The sequence below is a fragment of the Achromobacter sp. 10T422 genome (assembly GCF_056394065.1).
This window is the reverse complement of sequence record NZ_JBFTHD010000001.1, coordinates 274,023-291,547: the sequence shown is the minus strand read 5'-3', so window position 1 is coordinate 291,547 and position 17,525 is coordinate 274,023. Positions and strand designations below refer to the sequence as shown.

Below are 17,525 nucleotides of genomic sequence, written 5' to 3'. Positions count from 1 at the left end.
CGGGGCAGGAGTGCGGTGGGATCAGCCGCAGCGGATGGCAGTCATGACATCTTTGTCATCCACGATCAGGTTCAGGCGGGTCGCGTTGTATTCCATGGTGACCAATTGGCCCGGGCGCAGGATGCGGGCGGTGGTGCTGCCGCTGCGCGAACGCAAATCTTCCATGACCGACTGGCTGGCTTTCTGGCCAATCTGCGATTGCAGCGCGCCCGCGTCGCAAGTCTTGCCGCCACCCATGCTGCTGCCGGGCATGTTCGACGACGACCCATACGAAGACCCGCCATACGTTGCGCCACCGGACGAATCGGACGAGGTGGAGGAGCTAGAGGAGCTGGAGGCTGCCGGTGCGCGGCTGGACGAAGACGACGTCCCGGTATTGGCGCACGCGCTCAGGGTGGCAACCAGGAGGAAGGGGATCAGCTTGCGGATCATGTAAAGCTCCTTACAACTACGCGACAAAAAAGCCATGATAGACCAGCCGTGGCGGGCTGTGATGGGGGGCGGCAGCAGCGTGGCAAAAAATGAAAAACCCGCGTTGATCTGATGTCAAGGCGGGCCTGGTGTAAGGAAAGCGGGGGTGGGGCTGAGTCAGTTTGCGTCGGGCAAGATCGGATAAGGACGGAAGACCGTGGACGGCTGACGCGCGCGGGCTACCATTTCCGCCCAAATGCCCTGCGTGACCACCGGGATACCCTTCATGGAGACCTTGATCACCCGGCCTGGCTTCGCGGAGATGTCTTCTGAGCCCGTTGCTTGGGTTGGGCGGCCTGTCTTAGTGCCGCCAGTCTTATTGCAGCCAGTCTTATCGTAGCCAGTCTTATCGTAGCCAACCGTATTGGCGCATTTCAGCGTAGTTTGGTCATTCATATAAGCCTCCCTGGCGCGATTTGAGTGCTGATGTAGGGTACTAGCTTTTGCCAGGAGGCGCTATGAGGCGCCAGGTCAAAAACCATAGGTCTTTGCGAACCCGCGCTGATCCACCAAGCCTCATCAATGGCCAACACGTCCTGCACGGTGGCGCATCCCGTTAACCGCATTTGCCCAGCGGTTTCACCGGTATGTAGCGGGGCATCGAACCCGAGTTTCGGCCAGAACCGATAGCCAATGTAGTGGGCGCTGTAGCCCAGGCCGCCCGCAGCCATCAGGGATATTCTGACAAGTCCGGACAGAAAGGCCGTGATGGCGCAAAGCGCAAAAGCGAAGCGGCCCAGGTAAGGGGGCGCCAACGTGGCGCTCAAGTAGAAATGGTCGATGTGCAGCGCGTAAATGAGGCGACAGTTGGTGCCGGCGTCTGGTGCATACAGGCCAAGCTTGTTCTTGAACGGCGCCTGTATCAAACGGGGGTTGACCACGGTGTAGTAGAGGCCGGGTGGCGCATTATCCAGCCCCAATTTGTGCTCCGCCTGTTGATGCACGCGGCTGCCGTCGAAGACCGAAAACAAGCGGGCGAATTCCAAGGCTGAGATATTGCCGAAGGGCGTGGAGAAAGTGTCCTCGGGCAATAGCGCTACACCATCAAGGCGGATGTTCCGGCCGCTTAAATGCTTCAGCACGATCGGATGTTGAACCAAGGCCTGATGCAGGTCGGCCAAGTGCTCTTGATAGAAATGGATTCGCGATGGCGACATGAGTGGGTCCCCGGCAACGATGGTGAGTCGAGGCGCAAAGCATAGGCCGCGCGCGTCGGGGATTGCCGCGATGCGTGACACCCATGTCACGGGTACTGCCCGCAATTCACCGGTTCAACCTCATCCCACCCCTCAATGAAAATTCCGGCTTTGCGCCGCCAACCCGCCCAGCAGATCGGACATATCCACCAGCCGCTGGGCGATCAGGTGGCGCACGCCGTCTACGCTTTGCCAGGCGCCGTAGACGCCCAGCAGCGTGGCCCCCAGCAGTTCGCGGCGCTGGCGTTCGATGAGCTCGGGGCGCACGACGACGTTGACGGGGCCGGTTTCGTCTTCCAGGGTGACGAAGATCACGCCCTTGGAGGTTTGCGGCCGTTGGCGCACGGTGACGATGCCGCAGGCGCGTGCCGAACGTTTGTTGGGATAGCGGTTCAGCACTTCTGCCGGCTGGAAATTGCGGGCGGTGAGTTGGGGGCGCAGCAGTGCGACGGGGTGGCGATGCAGGGTGAGGCCGACGCTGCGGTAGTCGGCAGCAACCGTCTGGCTTTCGGACGGGGCTGACAGGCGGGGCGCCTGGGTTTCTTCGATGGCGGCGTCGCGCAGCAGGTCGCGGCTGTGTACGCTGGCGGCGGCTTCCCAGCTGGCCTGGCGCCGATGGCCGGCGAGCGTGCGCAGGGCGTCGCCGGCGGCCAGCGCATTCAGGTCATGGCGGTTGAGGCCGGCGCGGCGCGCCAGATCGCCCGTGTCGGTAAACGGGCCTTGGGCGCGCGCGGTTTCGATGCGCCGGACGGCGTCTTCCCGCATGCCCTGGATCAGGCTCAGGCCCAGCCGGACGGCGGGGCGGGTGTCGTCACGGGGCGGTGCGTGGGGGCGGGCGGGCCGTTGGGCGCCGGGGTGGTCAGGCGGCAAGGTTTCCAGGGCGGAATCCCAGCCGCTGACCGTGACGTCGGCGGGCAACACGCATACGCCGTGGCGGCGGGCGTCCTGCACCAGTTGCGCGGGGGCGTAAAAGCCCATGGGCTGGGAATTGAGCAGGGCGGCCAGAAAGGCTTCGGGTTCGTGGCGCTTCAACCAGGAACTGAAATAGGCCAGCAGGGCGAAGCTGGCCGCGTGGCTTTCGGGAAAGCCGTATTCGCCAAAGCCTTCCACCTGGCGAAACAGCGCTTCGGCAAAATCCAGCGTGTAGCCGTGCGCCAGCAGCCCGCCCACGAGTTTGACGCGGAATTTGTCCACGCCGCCTTTACGTTTCCAGGCGGCCATGGAACGGCGCAACTGGTCGGCTTCGCCCGGCGTAAAGCCGGCGGCCACCACGGCAATCTGCATCACCTGTTCCTGGAAAATGGGCACGCCCATCGTCCGGCTGAGCACGCCGCGCACCTTTTCGCTGGGATAGGTTTCTTTTTCTTTGCCCTGGCGGCGGCGCAGATAGGGGTGGACCATGCCGCCCTGGATGGGGCCGGGCCGCACGATGGCGACTTGCACCACCAGGTCGTAGTATTTGCGCGGCCGCAGGCGGGGCAGCATCGTCATCTGCGCGCGCGATTCAATCTGGAACACGCCTACGGTGTCGGCGTCGCAGATCATGTCGTAGGTGGCGTCGTCGCCTTCCGGGATGTCTTGCAGCGCCAGCGGCTGGCCGCGGCGCTGGCCGGCCAGTTCCAGCGTGCGGCGCAGCGCCGACAGCATGCCCAGCGCCAGCACGTCCACCTTCAGCAGCTTCAGCGCGTCCAGGTCGTCCTTGTCCCATTGCACGACGCTGCGGTCTTGCATGGCGGCGTTCTCAATTGGCACCAGGCGCGACAGCTTCCCGCGTGAAATCACGAAGCCGCCCGGGTGCTGTGACAGGTGGCGCGGAAAGCCCATCATCGTCTGCGCCAGCGACGCCCATTGCCGCGCCACCTGGGATTCCGGGTCCAGCCCGCAAGCGCCCAGCGTGCGCAGCATTTCCTTTTTGCCGTCCCACCATTGATGGGCGCGCGCCACGGCGTCGATGACGCCCAGGTCCACGCCCAGCGCGCGGCCGGTATCGCGCAGCACGCTGCGCGGGCGGTAGGAGATGACGACGGCGGTCAGAGCGGCGCGCTGCCGGCCGTATTTGCGGTAGATGTACTGGATGACTTCTTCGCGGCGCTGGTGCTCGAAGTCCACATCGATGTCGGGCGGTTCGTTGCGCTCCTTGCTGATGAAACGTTCGAACAGATTGTTGCCGCGGACCGGGTCAACAGCGGTGATGCCCAGGCAATAGCAGACGGCCGAGTTGGCGGCCGAGCCGCGCCCCTGGCACAGGATGCCGACGCTGCGCGCGTATTGGACGATGTCGTAGACAGTCAGGAAATAGGCTTCGTAGTGCAGGTCGGCGATCAGGTCGAGCTCTTTTTCGATCTGCTCGGACACGCTTTCCGGCACGCCGGCGGGAAAGCGGCGCGCGGCGCCCGCCAGGGTTTCCTGGCGCAGATAGGTGGCGGGCGTGTGGCCGCGCGGCACGATTTCGTCGGGGTATTCGTAGTGCAGCTCGTCCAGCGAAAACGCGCAGCGGCGCGCGATGACAAGGGTTTGCGCCAGCGCCTCGGGCGGGTAGAGGTTGGCCAGCCGCATGCGGGTGCGCAGATGCTGCTCGGCGTTGCCGGATAGCTCGTAGCCGCATTGGGACACGGGCCGATGGGTGCGGATGCCGGTCAGCGTGTCGTGCAGCGGTTTGCGCGACCGCACATGCATCTGCACCTGGCCCACCGCCACGATGGGCAGCTCGGCTTGCTGCGCGGCGTGTTCGATGGCGGCGCGGTGCTGGTCGTCGCGCGAGCGGTACAGCAGATTCAGCCCCACCCAGGCGCGGTTCGGAAAGACGCGCGCCAGCCAGCGCGCCTGTTCGGCCAGGCGGTCGGCGTCGGTGCCGTAGGCGGGCGTCAGGATGGCCAGGCATTCGGGCAGGTGGCGCAGATGCGCGCTGCCCTCGGGCGGATCGGTGAAGTCATCCGGCTCCAGCCGGTATTCGCCTTTGGGCGCGCGGGTGCGGGCCAGCGTGATGAGCTCCGACAGGTTGCCGTAGCCCTCGCGCGTTTGCGCCAGCAGGGTCAGCCCCAGCGGCGCGGCGTCGGGGGCGGCGCGCAGCTGGAAGGTGGCGCCGATGATGAGCGGCAGCTTCTGGGTCTTGGCTTCCATGTGGGCGCGCACGACGCCCGCCAGCGAACATTCGTCGGTCAGCGCCAGCGCGGCGTAGCCCAGTTCGGCGGCGCGTGCGGCCAGTTCTTCGGGGTGGGACGCGCCTTGCAGAAAGGAAAAGTTCGACTGGCATTGCAGCTCGGCGTAGCCGGGCAGCGTCGCCAACAGGTCGGACGGGTCAAGCGCGTCGTAGGAATCGTCGTCCATGCCGGCGGCCTCAGGCGTACAGCCCGTGCAGGAACCAGCGCGCGTGCTCCGCGTCGCGTTCGCGGTAGATCCAGTAGCGCGCGGCGGCGGCGTCTTCGGCGACGAAATAGTCGCGCACGGTCAGGGCCGGGTCCCACCAGCCGCTTTCGATGCGTTCGGGGCCGCGCATCAGGCGCAGCGCCTGGCCGCCGTATTGCGGGCGATGGCCCGACAGCTTCAAGGGCAGCGGCGTTTCCAGCAGCCAGAACGGGCGGTCAAGCAAGGGGGGCAGGGGTTCGGGCGGGCGGGGCGCGGCCAGCGCGTCGCCCCAGGAATTCGCGGCTTCGGGGCGGTGGTCGGGGGTGGGTTGCGCGTGGCGGACCTGATCGCGGCCCAGCCGGGCCACCAGCAAGTCCAGCAGCCGGGCATGGTCGGCTGCCGTGCCGCCGGGCTCGGGAAACAGGGTGGTGCTGGCGGCCGGCTGCTCAACCGTGTCGGGCGCCAGCAGCGATACCGCGATGACGGGCGCTTCCAGAGTGAAGTGGTTCAGCTTTTCGCGCAGCAGGTGCAGCAGTTGCGGGGCCTGCCATACCGGTTGCGCCAGCGCCAGTTCCAGCTCGGTGGGCGGGCGGGCGTGGCGGCCGCGTTCGTGTTCCATGCTGAGCACCACGCGGCGCACGGCCAGTTGGCGCGCGGTCAGCCAGCCGCCCAGTTGTTCGGCCAGCCGGCGCGCCACCGCCAGCACGGCGTCGGTGTGCTCGACATAGTCCATGAGTTCGATGCGCCGCGAGAACTGGTTGGGCGGTTCGATCCAGCGATAGAGCTCCGGTTTCTGGCCGTAGGCGGCGTCCAGGGCTTGCAGCAATTCGGGCGTGCTGCGCCGTTGCAGGCCGGCGCGCGGCAAGGCGCGCAAGTCGGCCAGCGTGTGGCAGCCGATGTCGTCCAGCCAGTCGCGGCGGGCCAGCGCCTGCGGCAGCAGCGCCAGCGGCAGGGCGTCGAGCCGGCGCGTCAGCGTGGGTAGCGTCAAGGTGCGGCGGGGCATGCGGCGGCCCGGGCGGTGCGCCAGCAGCCAGGCGCCCGTGGCGGTGGGCGCCATGCCCAGCGACACGCGCAAATCCAGCGCGCGCAGGGTGGCGCGGATGCGCTGGCTGAGCGCGCGCGGTCCGCCAAAGAACATCAGGCTGGCGCCGACATTCAGGAGCACGGTGTCGTCGTCGCCCAGGGCGATTTCGGGGGTGTATTGCAGCAGGGCCAGCGCCGCGCCGTGGAGCGCGTCGGCTTCAGTTTGCGGCTGGCGCGGCAGCAAGTCGACCTGGGGGGCGATGGCGGCTGCGCCGGCGCGGCGCATGCCCGCCTTGACGCCGGCCTGGCGGGCGGCGGGGGTAAGGGCGGCAACGCGTTCCTGGTCCAGAACGGCGAATGCCAGACCCTCATGCGGCCAGTGCGGGCGTAGTGCGTCCAGCGGCAGGCAGCGCAGGTAGGCGGCGATCCAGAGGCGCATGGCGGGGGGAAGAAGGCGTAAGCGCGCCGGGTTCCAGGCCCACGTATAGCGGCGTGTCGCAGACAGGCCCCCGGCGCTTCAGAATATGGACAGACAAACCGCCCGGCGCGGGCGCAAGCGCCAGCCGCAATGGGGCGGGGGTGGCGTTCTGCGCGGCGTTGGCCGGGCGGACGGCAATAAAGAGCAGGTCGCTAGCCTGCGCCGCAAGATGCAGGCGGCGTAAGGATTCGGGGCGCACATGCGGCAGCCAGCAGATCAGCGCGCCGCAACTGCCATTTTTCAGAATCTGTTCGGCGGCCCACAAGGTATCGACGGGCTTTTTCGGCGCGACCCACAGCAACTGCCGGGGGTCCAGCCGCCAGCTCATCCAGCTGGCGATGTGGGGGGCATGCGGGGGCTGCACCAAGGCGATGGGACGGCGCGTTTCCAGTTGGGCCAGCGCGGGGCGCAGCAGGCGGATTTCACCGATACCGGGGTGCGGGGTCAGCAATTCAACCAACGCGCCCAGCGGCCAGCCCCCGTCCGGCAGCTCGGCGGAAAGCGGAGCGTGCCCGGTGGGCAGGGTGCGGGCGGCGCCTTTGGCCAGCTGGGTGGCGCGCCACAACGCGGGGTGGATGCGTTCGGGGGACTGCATGGCGGGTGGGGCCCGGTATCGGCTTGAGGCTTATAGGGTGAATTTACACTGTATAAATATACAGTATTTCGACCCCGCCGGCATCCGCCATGCCTGCGTCACATTCGACGGCGTCAAATTCGGCCGCGATTCGACCGCATCACATTCGATTTACGCGCCGCCGTAAAACCGCATGTCCTGGTACTTGACCCAGCGCGACCGCCTCACCACGCGATGCCCGATCCACAACGCCAGGAACAGCGGAATGGCCAGATAGGTCGACACCACGCCGATCCAGTCGATCCGGTCTTGCAAAAAGGCCTGATAGTTCTGGCCCAAGGTCACGATCAGGCACAGCACAAACGCCAGCACCGGGCCAAACGGGAACAGGCCGGCCTTGTAGGGCAGGTCATCCGGGTTGAAGCCATGCTTCACATAGCCCTGGCGGAACCGGTAGTGGCTGATCGCAATGCTCAGCCAGACGATGAATTCCGTCATGCCCGCAAAATTCAGCAGCCAGATGTAGACCGCCTTCGGGCTGTACACCACGCTGAACAGGCACAGGCAGGCCAGCGCGGTGGTCGCCAGCAGCGCGTACAGCGGCACGCCATTGGCGGTCAGGCGTTTGAAGATGGCCGGCGCCTGGCCTTCGGCCGCCATGTTGAACAGCATCCGCGTGGCGGCGTACATGCCCGAATTGCCGGCCGACAGCACGGAGGTCAGGATCACGGCGTTCATCACGGTGGCGGCCGACAGCAGCCCCGCGTGCTGGAACACCAGCGTGAAGGGGCTGACGGCAATGTCTTCCACTTCGTTGCGCAGCAATTGCGGGTCGGTATAGGGCAGCAGCAGGCCGATGATCAGAATGGCCAGCACGTAAAACAGCAGAATGCGCCAGAACACGTTGTTGATCGCGCGCGGCACGTTGCGGCGCGGGTTCTCGGATTCGCCCGCGGCGACGCCCACCAGTTCGGTGCCCTGGAAGGAATAGGCCACCACCATCGCCACGCCGACCCACGTTGCCGCGTTGCCCACGAACGGCGCGTCGCCCACCTTCCAATTGGCCAGGCCCACTTCATTGCCGCTATGGATGATGCCCACCAGCATGCCCAGCCCGACCGCAATGAAGCACAGCACGGCCACCACCTTGATGATGGCGAACCAGTATTCGGCTTCGCCAAAGCTGCGCGCCGAAAATGCGTTCAGCCCGAAGGTCAGCGCCAGAAAGGCCACGCTCCATATCCATCCTGGCGTGTCCGGCAACCAGTACGCCATGACCAGTTGGGCGGCCACCACATCCACGGCAACCACCGTGGCCCAGCTGATCCAGAAGTTCCAGCCCAGCGCAAACCCAAAGCCTGGGTCGACATAGCGCGACGCGTAGGTGCAAAAGGAACCGGACACCGGCATGAAGGTGGCCAGCTCGCCCAGGCTGGTCATGATGAAGTAGACCATCAGGCCAATCACCAGATACACGAGCAGGGCGCCACCGGGGCCCGCCTGGGCAATCGCCGCGCCGGAGGCGACGAACAGGCCGGTGCCGATGGCCCCGCCCAGCGCTATCATCGTGAGGTGGCGCGCCTTGAGCACGCGGTGCAGCTGGTTCTGGCTCGCCGGCGTGGCGCCCGAGTCGGTGGTGGGTGTGTGCATTGCAGGGGTAAAAGAAGGCCGTTGCGGCGGCAGTCTGGCTTGCAGCTTGCCCGTCCGCATTAAGGCGCGCATTTTACAATGCGGTCATCAAGGCGTAGCCGGACGGTGCTACGCCAGCACGGAGCAGTTTTCATGGCATCTTCCCGCTCATTGGAATTCCTTCCCGAACCTGGCGTCGACGTACGCCAGTTGTTCATCCTGCTGCACGGTGTGGGCGGTTCGCCCGATAACCTTCGGCCATTGGCCGAGGCCGTGCGCGCAGCGTTTCCGGCGGCGGCCGTGCTGGCACCCGAAGGCTTCGAGCCCTTTGATGGCGGCGGCTCGGGGCGGCAATGGTTCTCGGTGCGCGGCGTGACGGAAGACAATCGCGCCGAACGCGTGGCGCAAGCCATGCCGCCCCTGGAAGCCTATGTACGCGAGGCGCAGGCGCGCTTCAGCCTGTTGCAGTCCGACACCGCGCTGGCCGGCTTTTCGCAGGGCGCCATCATGGCGCTGGAATTGGTGCAGGCGCACGACGGCATGGCCGGGCGCGTCATCGCGTTTTCGGGCCGCTACGCGCAGCTGCCCAAGGCCGCGCCGCAATACACCACCCTGCATCTGTTGCACGGCGCCGATGATCCGGTAATGAGCGTGGCCCACATCCAGGCCGCTCAGGCCCGGCTGGAAGAGCTGCATGGCGATTCCACCATCGACATCGCCAGCCACGTCGGCCACGAACTGCATCCCGCGTTGATCCAGCGCGCCATCGTGCGCTTGCAGACCTGCGTGCCGTTGCGCGCTTGGGAAGCGGCGCTGGGGCTGAACCAGACGCCGCCGGACGGCACCACGGTGCATTGATGGCGGCCCAGGCCCCGTTGCCGCACGCTGCGGATTCGGTGGGCGGCGCGCAAAGCATTTTCCGCGTGTTGCGCATCCTGAAATATGTGGGCGCGGCGCCCGCGCGTGGCGTGGGGCTGACCGACGTCGTGCGCGACATTGGTCTGACGCCACCCACCGCGCACCGTATGTTGGCCGCGCTGCTGCAAGAAGGGTTTTTGTCGCTGAACCCCAAGCTAAAAACCTACAGCCTGGGGCGCGAGTCCTACATTCTTGGCCTGGCCGCGGAAGGGCGGCACGGCATCAAGGCTATCGCCGAATCCGCCGTGCTGCGCCTGGCGCAGTCCACCGGCGACACCAGTTTCCTGTCGGTTAGATCCGGCCATGAAGCCGTCTGCGTCGACCGCAAGACGGGCGACTTTCCCATCAAGATCCTGACGCTGGAAGTGGGGCATCGCCGGCCGCTGGGGGTGGGGGCGGGCAGCCTGGCGCTGCTGGCTTTTTTACCCAATGACGATATTGAACGGGTGCTGGCGCGTTACGACGCCACGGTGGCGCCTGACCTGCCGTCCACCGACATGCTGCGCGACGACATCGCCGCCGCGCGCAAGAACGGCTATGCGCTCAACCCTGGCCGCATCATTCCCGACATGCTCGGCGTGGGCGTTCCGGTGCTGGACCGCGAGCAGCGCGTGGTGGCGGCGCTGAGTGTGGCGGCGATACGCTCGCGTCTGTCGGGCGCCCGCTTGCAGGACGTGGTGGCCGCGTTGCAACGGGCGGCGGCTGAGCTATCGGCCGATCTGGCGCCCCGGGTTTGATGCCGCTGCCTTGACGCCGCTGCCTTGAAGCCGCTGCCTTGAAGCCGGCGCCTTGACGCTGGTGCCTTGAAGCCCATGCCATGGGGCTAGCGCCCGCGGGCTAGCGTCCGGCGCAGGCCTTGCCCCCGTCCACCGGCAGGCAGACGCCGGTGATGTACTTGGCTTCATCGCTGGCCAGGAACAGCGCCGCGTGCGCCACGTCCCACGCATCGCCCATCCGTCCCATGGGGCTGGCGGCGTTGCGCCGGCGGCGCATCTCATCCACGTCTTCAAACTGCCCGGCGATCTGCGTATAGATCAGCGGCGTATCGATCACGCCCGGCAGCACGGCGTTGACGCGGATGTTGTTGGGCGCATACCGCACGGCCAGCGAGCGGGTCAGGTGGTTCAGCCCCGCCTTGGCCGCGTAGTACGACGTGTACGGATACGTGTTCACCTGAATCGACGCCAGCGATGAGATGTTTACGATGCTGCCGCCGCCTTGCGCCAGCATTGCGGGCAGCACGTGCTTGCACGTCAGGAACACGCCGGTCAGGTTGGTGTCCAGCACGCGGTGCCAGCTTTCCTCGCTGGCCTCGATGGGGTCTCCCATTTCGGTGATGCCGACATTGTTGTGCAGCACGTCGATGCGTCCCGCCGTGGCCAGCACCGCCGAGACCGCCGCCAGAATCTGCGCGGAATCGGTCACGTCGGCTGTCAGCGCTACGCAGCGGCCGCCCTCGGCGTCGATGACGCGGCGGGTCTCTTCGGCGGCGTCTGCGCGCACGTCCACCGCGAACACCCACGCGCCTTCTCGTGCATACAGGGCGGCCGCCGCCTTGCCGTTGCCCCAGCCGGGGCCTGACGAGCCGGCGCCGAACACCAGCGCCACTTTGTCCTTCAAGCGCTGGCCCATGTCATTCCGCCGAAATGTGCGCGAAGTCGGCCACCTTTTTCCACTTGGCCACATCGTCGCGAATCATCGCGGCAAACGCGTCGGGTTTATCGGCGACGACATACGCGCCCACTCCGGCGTACTTGGCCTGCACATCGGGATCGGCCAAGGCCTTGCGCGATGCGTCGTTCAGCTTGGCAAGAATGTCTTTCGGCAGGCCGGCAGGCGCCAGCAGGCCGTTCCACATTTCAGCGTCGTAGTCGGGCAGGCCTACTTCGGCGAACGTGGGCACATCCGGCAATTGCGGCAGGCGCGCCTTGGCCGCCACCACGATTGGGCGCACGCTGCCTGACTGGATGTGCGCCATCGATGAGGCCGCCGTGTCCCACAAGATAGGCACCTGGCCCGCGATGACATCGTTGAGCGCCGGGCCGGTGCCGCGGTACGGCACATGCATCATGTCCAGCCCGGACAGCGATTTGTAGTATTCCATCGCCATATGGGTGGCGCCGCCGTTGCCGGACGAGGCATACGAATACTTGCCTGGCGCGCCTTTGATCAGCGTCACGAACGACGCGTAATCCTTGGCGGGAAAGTTCTTGTTCACGACGATCACGCCAGGCACGCGGATGATCTGCGTGACGGGTGTGAAGTCCTTGATGGCGTCGTATGGCAGATTTTTGTACACGGCGGGATTCGTGCCATTGGTGCTGGACGTGCCCAGCAGCAGCGTGTAGCCGTCCGGCGCGGCGGATGCGACCGCACGCGAGCCTACCGTGCCGCCCGCGCCGCCCCGGTTTTCCACCACGACGGTTTGGCCGATCTGCTTGCCCAGCGCTTCGGCAAAGATGCGCCCCACCACGTCCGACGTGCCGCCAGGCGGGAAGGGCACGATCAGCCGGATCGGCCGGTCGGGGTAGCTGCTTTGCGCCCCGGCCGCGCCAGTGAGCGTCATGGCCAGCGTTGCGGCTGCCAGCGTCATCCAGGTTTTTGCTTTCATGATGGGTTGTCTCCTCGCTTCGATATTGTGGTGTGCGTTGCCGCTTTGTTGTTATGTCCCGGGTCAGGCGATGCGGTCGCCCGGCTTGATCTTGGCCGCCCGGCTGTCCACGCCCGGCAGCATGTGCGCGGGGTCGCGCGTGACCACCACGTCCAGAATGGTCGGCCGGTCTTTGCAGGCGAAGGCCTGGGCCAGCGCGGCGGGGATGTCGGCCGGGTCTTCCACGCGGATGCCCTGGCAGCCCAGCGCGCGCGCCACGTTGGCGTAATTGGTTTCCACAAGGTCGGACGATTGGTAGCTGCCGCTGCCGTACATCAGATGTTGCAGCGCCTTGATGTAGCCCGACGCGGCGTTGTTGACGACCACCAGCGTAAACGCCAGCCCCATGCGCACGGCCGTTTCCAGCTCGCCCAACGACATATTGCAGCCGCCGTCGCCCGTCAGGCTGACGACTTGCCGCCCCGGTGCGGCGGCCGCGGCGCCGATGGCGCCCGGGATGCCATAGCCGATTGACGCAAATCCGCGGTCCGGCACAAAGCCGCGTCCCGCGCGCTTGGTGTCGAACAGCAGGCCGCCCCAGTGCGCGGCGAAGCCGCCGTCGGCCACCAGAATGCCGTCTTCCGGCAGCGCGGCGTTGATCTCATGCATCAGGCGCGCCATACCAATGGGGCTGTCGGCCGACGTCAGCTTGCCGTTCACGGATTCGCGCCACGTGTGCATGGCCTGGCCCACTTCATCCACGTAGTCCTGGCGGCCTTGCGCGGACGCGGGTTGGGCGGCCAGGCGTTCGCCCAGTTCTTCCAGTGTGGCCCGCACGTCGCCCCACAAGCGCAAGGCGGGCGTGGTGGTGCGGTCGAACTCTTCGGCCACGATGTCCAGGTGAATGATGGGTGTGCCCGCCGACAGCAGGTCGTAGCGGCGCGTGGCCACTTCGCCCAGCTTGCAGCCCACGACAAACAGGCAATCGGCCTTGGCGATCAGGTCGTTGGCGATGCGGCTGTAGCGGCCGAACAGGCCGGCGTTCAGCGGATCGTTGCAGGCGACTGCGCCTTTGCCGCTCATCGTGTGCGCCACGGGGATGTTGAATTGCCGGGCGAAGGTTTGCACGGTGTTGGCCGCGTCGCTGATGTGTACGCCGCCGCCGCACAGCATCAGCGGGCGGGCGGCGCCAGCCAGCATGCTGGCGGCCTGCGCCAGATCGTCGGCGGCAGGGCGGCAGCGCAGGGCGGGGGCGCGGCGGTAGTTGGCGCTGGAAAAAAAGGCGTCGGCATCAAAGGCGTACACCTCATGCGCAATGTCTTCCGGCACATCCAGCACCACCGGACCCGGCCGGCCGCTGGTGGCCACCGCGAACGCGCGGCGCACCAGTTCCGGGATGCGCTCGATTTTTTCCACGCGCAGCACGTCTTTCACCACCGGCCGCAGCACCTCGAGCTGGCGCGCTTCCTGCGTCATGTTCTTCCACGAATGCATCCGGTGCGAATCGCCCACCAGCGCCACCATCGCCGTGCCGGCGTTATAGGCTTCGGCCAGCCCGGTGACCAGATTGGTCGCGCCCGGGCCAAGGGTTGCGTCGCAGACTCCGGGGCGGCCGCTGACCTTGGTGTAGGCATCGGCGGCGAACACGGCGCAGCGCTCGTCGTTGATCAGGTTGTGGTTCAGCTTCAGACGCCGCACGGCGTCGTAGAACGGCAGCAGCTGAAAGCCGCCCATGCCGAACATCAAGCCCACGTCGTGCGCGGCGAACATGCGTGCAATGGCTTCGCCGCCCGTGATTTCCAGTTTTTCCGACATGCGGGTAATGCTCCTAGTAAGTGCCGCGCCCGTTCAGCAGGGCGTCGATGAAAGTTTTCAGCGGCGTGCCAACGCGGCAGCCCCATTCGCGGGCGCGTGCGTTCGCGCAGGAAATCACGCCATCCTGGTAGCACGAGCGGGCATCGCCGATGCGCGCGCTGTAGGCCGACACGGTCAGCGCTGCGATGCCGCGCTGTTGCAGCAGCGGCAGCCGGCCGATGCCGGCGCTGTCTTTGCCGATACCGGCGTCGTTGAAGGTCACAAGACGCGGTGCGGCTTTCACGCCGTCGGTGTGCAGGCCCGCCAGCCGCTCGCCATGCGAGGCCGTGACCACGATGCGTCCGTCGTCGCCGGCATCCACCAGCGATACGGAGTCGGCGCCGACGACCAGCGGCGTGCCATCGGCAGCGGCTTTGAAAATGGAGCGGGATTCTTGCTGCGCGGCGGGCCGGGCCTGGCCGGCAGGCGCTTGGCCCAGCACCAGGGCGGCGTCGGCGACGGCCATACCGGTGCGGCAGCCCAGCGCTTGCGCCAGGGCATTGGCGTGGCTGATGACCCCGTGGCGGGCCATGTCGGCGCCGTCGCCGATGCGGCAACTGCGGTAGTCGGCCGTGGCGGCGGGTACGCCCCATTGCTGTAAATCTGCCAAGCCCGCAATGCCGGCCTGTTCCCAGCCCACCCCGGCGTCATTCAGGATGACGGCGAGTACGTTGCCGCGTGCCGCGCAATAGGCCGCGTAGCGGCCGCCGTGCGACCCCGCGATCACAACGCGGCCCGCATCGTCGGGCGTCAGTTTGGTGATGCTGTCGAGGACGCGCGCACCCGCCGCCCCTGATAGGTATTCCATATTATGGATTTGTCTCATTGCCTGAACCGCTCTGGCGCAATGTGCTGCGCCACGCGGTTCATTGATAGTTATAAAAATCAGCGATGAGACAATTCTACGGGCGGCCATTTCCCGCGGGCAATGTCATATCCATATTATGGAAACGACATTGCCGGCCTGCGGCTTACTTTTCCCAGCCGCCACCCAGCGCCAGGAAGACGGCGATCTGGTCGCTGCTGAGTTCCGCCTGCGAGGCGGCCAGCGCGCTTTCGTTGGTGGCCAGGGTGCGCTCGGCGTCCAGCACGGTCAGGTAGTCGGTCTTGCCGTACTGGAACAATTGGCGCGCTTGCGAAGCGGCTTCGGCGCTTTGGTCGCGGGCGGCGCGCAACGACGCATTGCGGTCCAGCTGGCGGGCGTAGACGACCAGCGCGCTTTCCGTTTCGCGCAAGGCGTTCAGCACCGTGGCGTCAAAACGCGCCACCGCAGCCTTGGTGTTGGCTTCGGCTTCCGCGATGCGGGCCTGCACCGCGCCGGTGTTCGGCAGCGTCCACGAGATCAGCGGGCCCACGCTCCAGCCGAACGTGCCGCGGTCGCCAAACATCGAAGCGGGGCCGCCCGATGCGCCGGACAAGCCCAGCGTGATCTTCGGATAGAGGTCCGCCGTGGCCACGCCGATGCGTGCCGTGCTGGCGGCCAGCGTGCGTTCGGCCTGACGGATGTCGGGACGGCGGCGCAGCAGCGACGCGCCATCGCCCACGGGGATGGTGTCGGTCAGGCGCGGCGCGGCGGCGCATTGCAGCAGCGATGCGGGAATTTCGTTGGGCGTCTGGCCCGTCAGTGCGGCCAGGCGATACAAGGCGGTGCGTTGATGCGCCTGGAAGGGCGGCAGGTTGGCTTGCAGCTGTTCCAGCTGGCTGCGGGCGCGGGTGACGTCCAACGTGGTGCCACGGCCTGCGCGTTGCAGGCGGCTGACGGCATCTAGTGATTCCTTTTGCACCTGCACCGAGTGCTGCGCCGACGCCAGCTGCATGCCGGCCGCGCACATGTTGGCGTAGGCGCGCGCGGTCTCGGCGGCGACCGTCACACGCGTGGCGTCGTAGGCGGCTTGCGCGGCCTGCGCGTCGCCGCTGGCGGCTTCGATAGCGCGGCGAATTTGCCCGAACAGGTCCAGCTGGTACGACACGCTGGCGCCCGCCGAGTACGACCAGCGGCTGGGGGGATCAATGCCCGGTTGCAGCTCTTGCAAGCCCGACACATGGCCGAACGTGGGCGACGCGTTCACGCCGATGGTCGGCTGCTGCTGCGCCTGCGATTCCTGCACGGCGGCCTGCGCACGTTCCAGGTTGGCGCTGGCCACACGCAAGTCCGTATTCGCCGACAACGCTTTTTCAACCAGGCCGTCCAGCACCGGGTCGTTATACAAACGCCACCAGTGGCCCGACACCGCCTGCTGCTGGAACACGCCCGCCTGCGCTTCCAGGAACGCACCCTGGGCCGCCTGTCGCTGGACGACCGACCCGGCCGGCACCTGGTAATCAGGGCCCACGGTGGTGCATCCGGCCAGCGCAAGGGCCAGCATCAGCGGCAGAAGGTGTTTGGTGTTCATGGCAGGTACGGCTTGGCGTTGATAAGAGGGTTGAAAAATAGATCGTCAGAAATCAGGTTGTGGAAAAACAGGCGATCAGGCCGGCGGAGGCGTGTCGGGCGCCGCGCGTTGCGAGGGGCTCTGGGTCGTGGCCGGAGTGGTGCCAGGAGTGGTGTCTTGCTGGGCCGCCTGCACAGGCTTCGGGTCGACCGACACCGTCGCCGTCTGGCCCGCCACCAGGCGCACGCCCTCTGGCACGTCGTCGATCTTTACGCGCACCGGAATGCGCTGCGCCAGGCGCACCCAGTTGAACGTCGGGTTCACGTTGGGCAGCAGGTTGGCGCCCGTGCTGCGGTCGCGGTCGGCGATGCCCATGGCGATGCTTTCCACGTGGCCGCGGATGTGGCGCGAGTCGCCCATCAAGGTCACGGTGACGGGGTCGCCTTCATGAATGCCGGGCAGCTTGGTTTCTTCGAAATAGCCTTCGACATAGAACGACCCGGCGTCTACCAGCGCCATCACGCCGTGTCCTGCGGTGGCGTACGAGCCCGCGCGCAAGTCCAGGTTGGTGATGCGGCCATCGCTTGCGGCCAGCACGCGGCTGCGTTCCAGGTTCAGGCGCGCGGTGTTCAGCTGCACTTCGGCCTGGGCCAGCGCGGCTTCGGTCTGCTGCACCTTGGTCTGGCTTTGTTCAACGGCTTCGGCGGCCACCAACTGGCCCAGCGAACGGTTGCGCTTGGCGTCGCGCAGCGCCTGGTCGTGCGCCACTTGCTGCGAACGCACGGAGGCTTGCGCCTGATCGAACGCCAGCTGGAAGCGGGCGCGGTCGATTTCAAACAGCAGGTCGCCGGCTTTGACGTCCTGGTTGTCGTGTACGGGCACGGCGGTCACCAGGCCGGACACGTCGGGCGCCACCTGGACCACATAGGCTTTGACGCGGCCGTCGCGCGTCCAGGGTTCAACTTCGTAGTGCACCCAGAGCTGCCAGCCGGCGTAAGCGGCGGCGGCGACGACAACCGCCGTCACCGCGAACTTGCCGATAGCAGCAGGGCGAAGAGCATTGGGGAGTTTCATA

Annotated in this window: 15 protein-coding genes; 2 read left to right on the top strand and 13 right to left on the bottom strand. The window is 66.7% G+C overall.

Annotated elements, in window-relative coordinates; translation table 11 throughout:
- Positions 1–21: 21 nt before the first annotated feature.
- From AC1DB0_RS01265 to AC1DB0_RS01235, 7 genes are all read right to left on the bottom strand, one after another.
- Positions 22–432 carry an I78 family peptidase inhibitor gene (locus AC1DB0_RS01265; RefSeq protein ID WP_054421600.1) on the bottom strand — a complete coding sequence of 137 codons (411 nt, stop codon included), beginning with the start codon at positions 430–432 and terminating at the stop codon, positions 22–24.
- A gap of 156 nt (positions 433–588) precedes the next feature.
- A complete protein-coding gene (locus AC1DB0_RS01260; RefSeq protein ID WP_175169080.1) occupies positions 589–867 on the bottom strand; it encodes a hypothetical protein in 279 nt (92 codons plus the stop codon).
- Positions 864–1,592, bottom strand: coding sequence for a hypothetical protein (locus tag AC1DB0_RS01255; protein WP_476758575.1), 729 nt, complete (start codon positions 1,590–1,592; stop codon positions 864–866). Before AC1DB0_RS01255 ends, AC1DB0_RS01260 begins: the two co-directional genes overlap by 4 nt.
- Before the next feature lie 168 nt (positions 1,593–1,760).
- Entirely contained in the window at positions 1,761–4,994 is a 3,234-nt protein-coding gene (locus AC1DB0_RS01250; RefSeq protein WP_476756775.1) for an error-prone DNA polymerase, read from the bottom strand.
- A gap of 10 nt (positions 4,995–5,004) precedes the next feature.
- Positions 5,005–6,474, bottom strand: a complete 1,470-nt coding sequence (locus AC1DB0_RS01245) for a Y-family DNA polymerase (protein ID WP_054421611.1) — start codon at positions 6,472–6,474, stop codon at positions 5,005–5,007.
- Positions 6,404–7,108, bottom strand: coding sequence for a translesion DNA synthesis-associated protein ImuA (gene imuA / locus AC1DB0_RS01240; protein WP_054421614.1), 705 nt, complete (start codon positions 7,106–7,108; stop codon positions 6,404–6,406). The genes AC1DB0_RS01245 and imuA overlap by 71 nt, the downstream gene beginning before the upstream one ends.
- A gap of 150 nt (positions 7,109–7,258) precedes the next feature.
- A complete protein-coding gene (locus AC1DB0_RS01235; protein WP_054421616.1) occupies positions 7,259–8,737 on the bottom strand; it encodes an amino acid permease in 1,479 nt (492 codons plus the stop codon).
- A gap of 132 nt (positions 8,738–8,869) precedes the next feature.
- On the opposite strand from AC1DB0_RS01235, the gene ypfH reads away from it, so the two are divergent.
- Positions 8,870–9,574, top strand: a complete 705-nt coding sequence (ypfH, locus tag AC1DB0_RS01230) for an esterase (RefSeq protein ID WP_054421618.1) — start codon at positions 8,870–8,872, stop codon at positions 9,572–9,574.
- The gene (locus tag AC1DB0_RS01225; RefSeq protein ID WP_054421622.1) at positions 9,574–10,371 is read left to right on the top strand and encodes an IclR family transcriptional regulator; all 798 of its coding nucleotides are present in this window, start codon (positions 9,574–9,576) and stop codon (positions 10,369–10,371) included. Before ypfH ends, AC1DB0_RS01225 begins: the two co-directional genes overlap by 1 nt.
- A 100-nt stretch (positions 10,372–10,471) precedes the next feature.
- Here AC1DB0_RS01225 and AC1DB0_RS01220 read toward each other — a convergent pair whose 3' ends face one another.
- From AC1DB0_RS01220 to AC1DB0_RS01195, 6 genes are all read right to left on the bottom strand, one after another.
- A complete protein-coding gene (locus tag AC1DB0_RS01220; protein ID WP_454669070.1) occupies positions 10,472–11,266 on the bottom strand; it encodes an SDR family NAD(P)-dependent oxidoreductase in 795 nt (264 codons plus the stop codon).
- 1 nt (position 11,267) lies between these two features.
- Positions 11,268–12,245 carry a Bug family tripartite tricarboxylate transporter substrate binding protein gene (locus AC1DB0_RS01215; RefSeq protein WP_054421627.1) on the bottom strand — a complete coding sequence of 326 codons (978 nt, stop codon included), beginning with the start codon at positions 12,243–12,245 and terminating at the stop codon, positions 11,268–11,270.
- Between the two features lie 63 nt (positions 12,246–12,308).
- Entirely contained in the window at positions 12,309–14,039 is a 1,731-nt protein-coding gene (locus tag AC1DB0_RS01210) for a thiamine pyrophosphate-binding protein (RefSeq protein ID WP_476756777.1), read from the bottom strand.
- A 13-nt stretch (positions 14,040–14,052) separates the two neighbouring features.
- Entirely contained in the window at positions 14,053–14,886 is an 834-nt protein-coding gene (locus AC1DB0_RS01205) for a hypothetical protein (RefSeq protein ID WP_476756778.1), read from the bottom strand.
- Between the two features lie 163 nt (positions 14,887–15,049).
- Positions 15,050–16,471 (bottom strand): efflux transporter outer membrane subunit, encoded by a 1,422-nt coding sequence (locus AC1DB0_RS01200; protein WP_476756779.1) that lies wholly within the window; start codon positions 16,469–16,471, stop codon positions 15,050–15,052.
- A gap of 75 nt (positions 16,472–16,546) precedes the next feature.
- Positions 16,547–17,524 (bottom strand): efflux RND transporter periplasmic adaptor subunit, encoded by a 978-nt coding sequence (locus tag AC1DB0_RS01195; RefSeq protein ID WP_427948703.1) that lies wholly within the window; start codon positions 17,522–17,524, stop codon positions 16,547–16,549.
- Between the last annotated feature and the right edge of the window lies 1 nt (position 17,525).

Bases quoted from the DNA above. Each gene is read 5' to 3' on its own strand.
- AC1DB0_RS01200 (WP_476756779.1), bottom strand. From the start codon at position 16,471: ATGAACACCAAACACCTTCTGCCGCTGATGCTGGCCCTTGCGCTGGCC.
- AC1DB0_RS01260 (WP_175169080.1), bottom strand. From the start codon at position 867: ATGAATGACCAAACTACGCTGAAATGCGCCAATACGGTTGGCTACGAT.
- AC1DB0_RS01265 (WP_054421600.1), bottom strand. From the start codon at position 432: ATGATCCGCAAGCTGATCCCCTTCCTCCTGGTTGCCACCCTGAGCGCG.
- ypfH (WP_054421618.1), top strand. From the start codon at position 8,870: ATGGCATCTTCCCGCTCATTGGAATTCCTTCCCGAACCTGGCGTCGAC.
- AC1DB0_RS01215 (WP_054421627.1), bottom strand. From the start codon at position 12,245: ATGAAAGCAAAAACCTGGATGACGCTGGCAGCCGCAACGCTGGCCATG.
- AC1DB0_RS01205 (WP_476756778.1), bottom strand. From the start codon at position 14,886: ATGGAATACCTATCAGGGGCGGCGGGTGCGCGCGTCCTCGACAGCATC.
- AC1DB0_RS01195 (WP_427948703.1), bottom strand. From the start codon at position 17,524: ATGAAACTCCCCAATGCTCTTCGCCCTGCTGCTATCGGCAAGTTCGCG.
- AC1DB0_RS01210 (WP_476756777.1), bottom strand. From the start codon at position 14,039: ATGTCGGAAAAACTGGAAATCACGGGCGGCGAAGCCATTGCACGCATG.
- AC1DB0_RS01250 (WP_476756775.1), bottom strand. From the start codon at position 4,994: ATGGACGACGATTCCTACGACGCGCTTGACCCGTCCGACCTGTTGGCG.
- imuA (WP_054421614.1), bottom strand. From the start codon at position 7,108: ATGCAGTCCCCCGAACGCATCCACCCCGCGTTGTGGCGCGCCACCCAG.
- AC1DB0_RS01220 (WP_454669070.1), bottom strand. From the start codon at position 11,266: ATGGGCCAGCGCTTGAAGGACAAAGTGGCGCTGGTGTTCGGCGCCGGC.
- AC1DB0_RS01235 (WP_054421616.1), bottom strand. From the start codon at position 8,737: ATGCACACACCCACCACCGACTCGGGCGCCACGCCGGCGAGCCAGAAC.
- AC1DB0_RS01245 (WP_054421611.1), bottom strand. From the start codon at position 6,474: ATGCGCCTCTGGATCGCCGCCTACCTGCGCTGCCTGCCGCTGGACGCA.
- AC1DB0_RS01225 (WP_054421622.1), top strand. From the start codon at position 9,574: ATGGCGGCCCAGGCCCCGTTGCCGCACGCTGCGGATTCGGTGGGCGGC.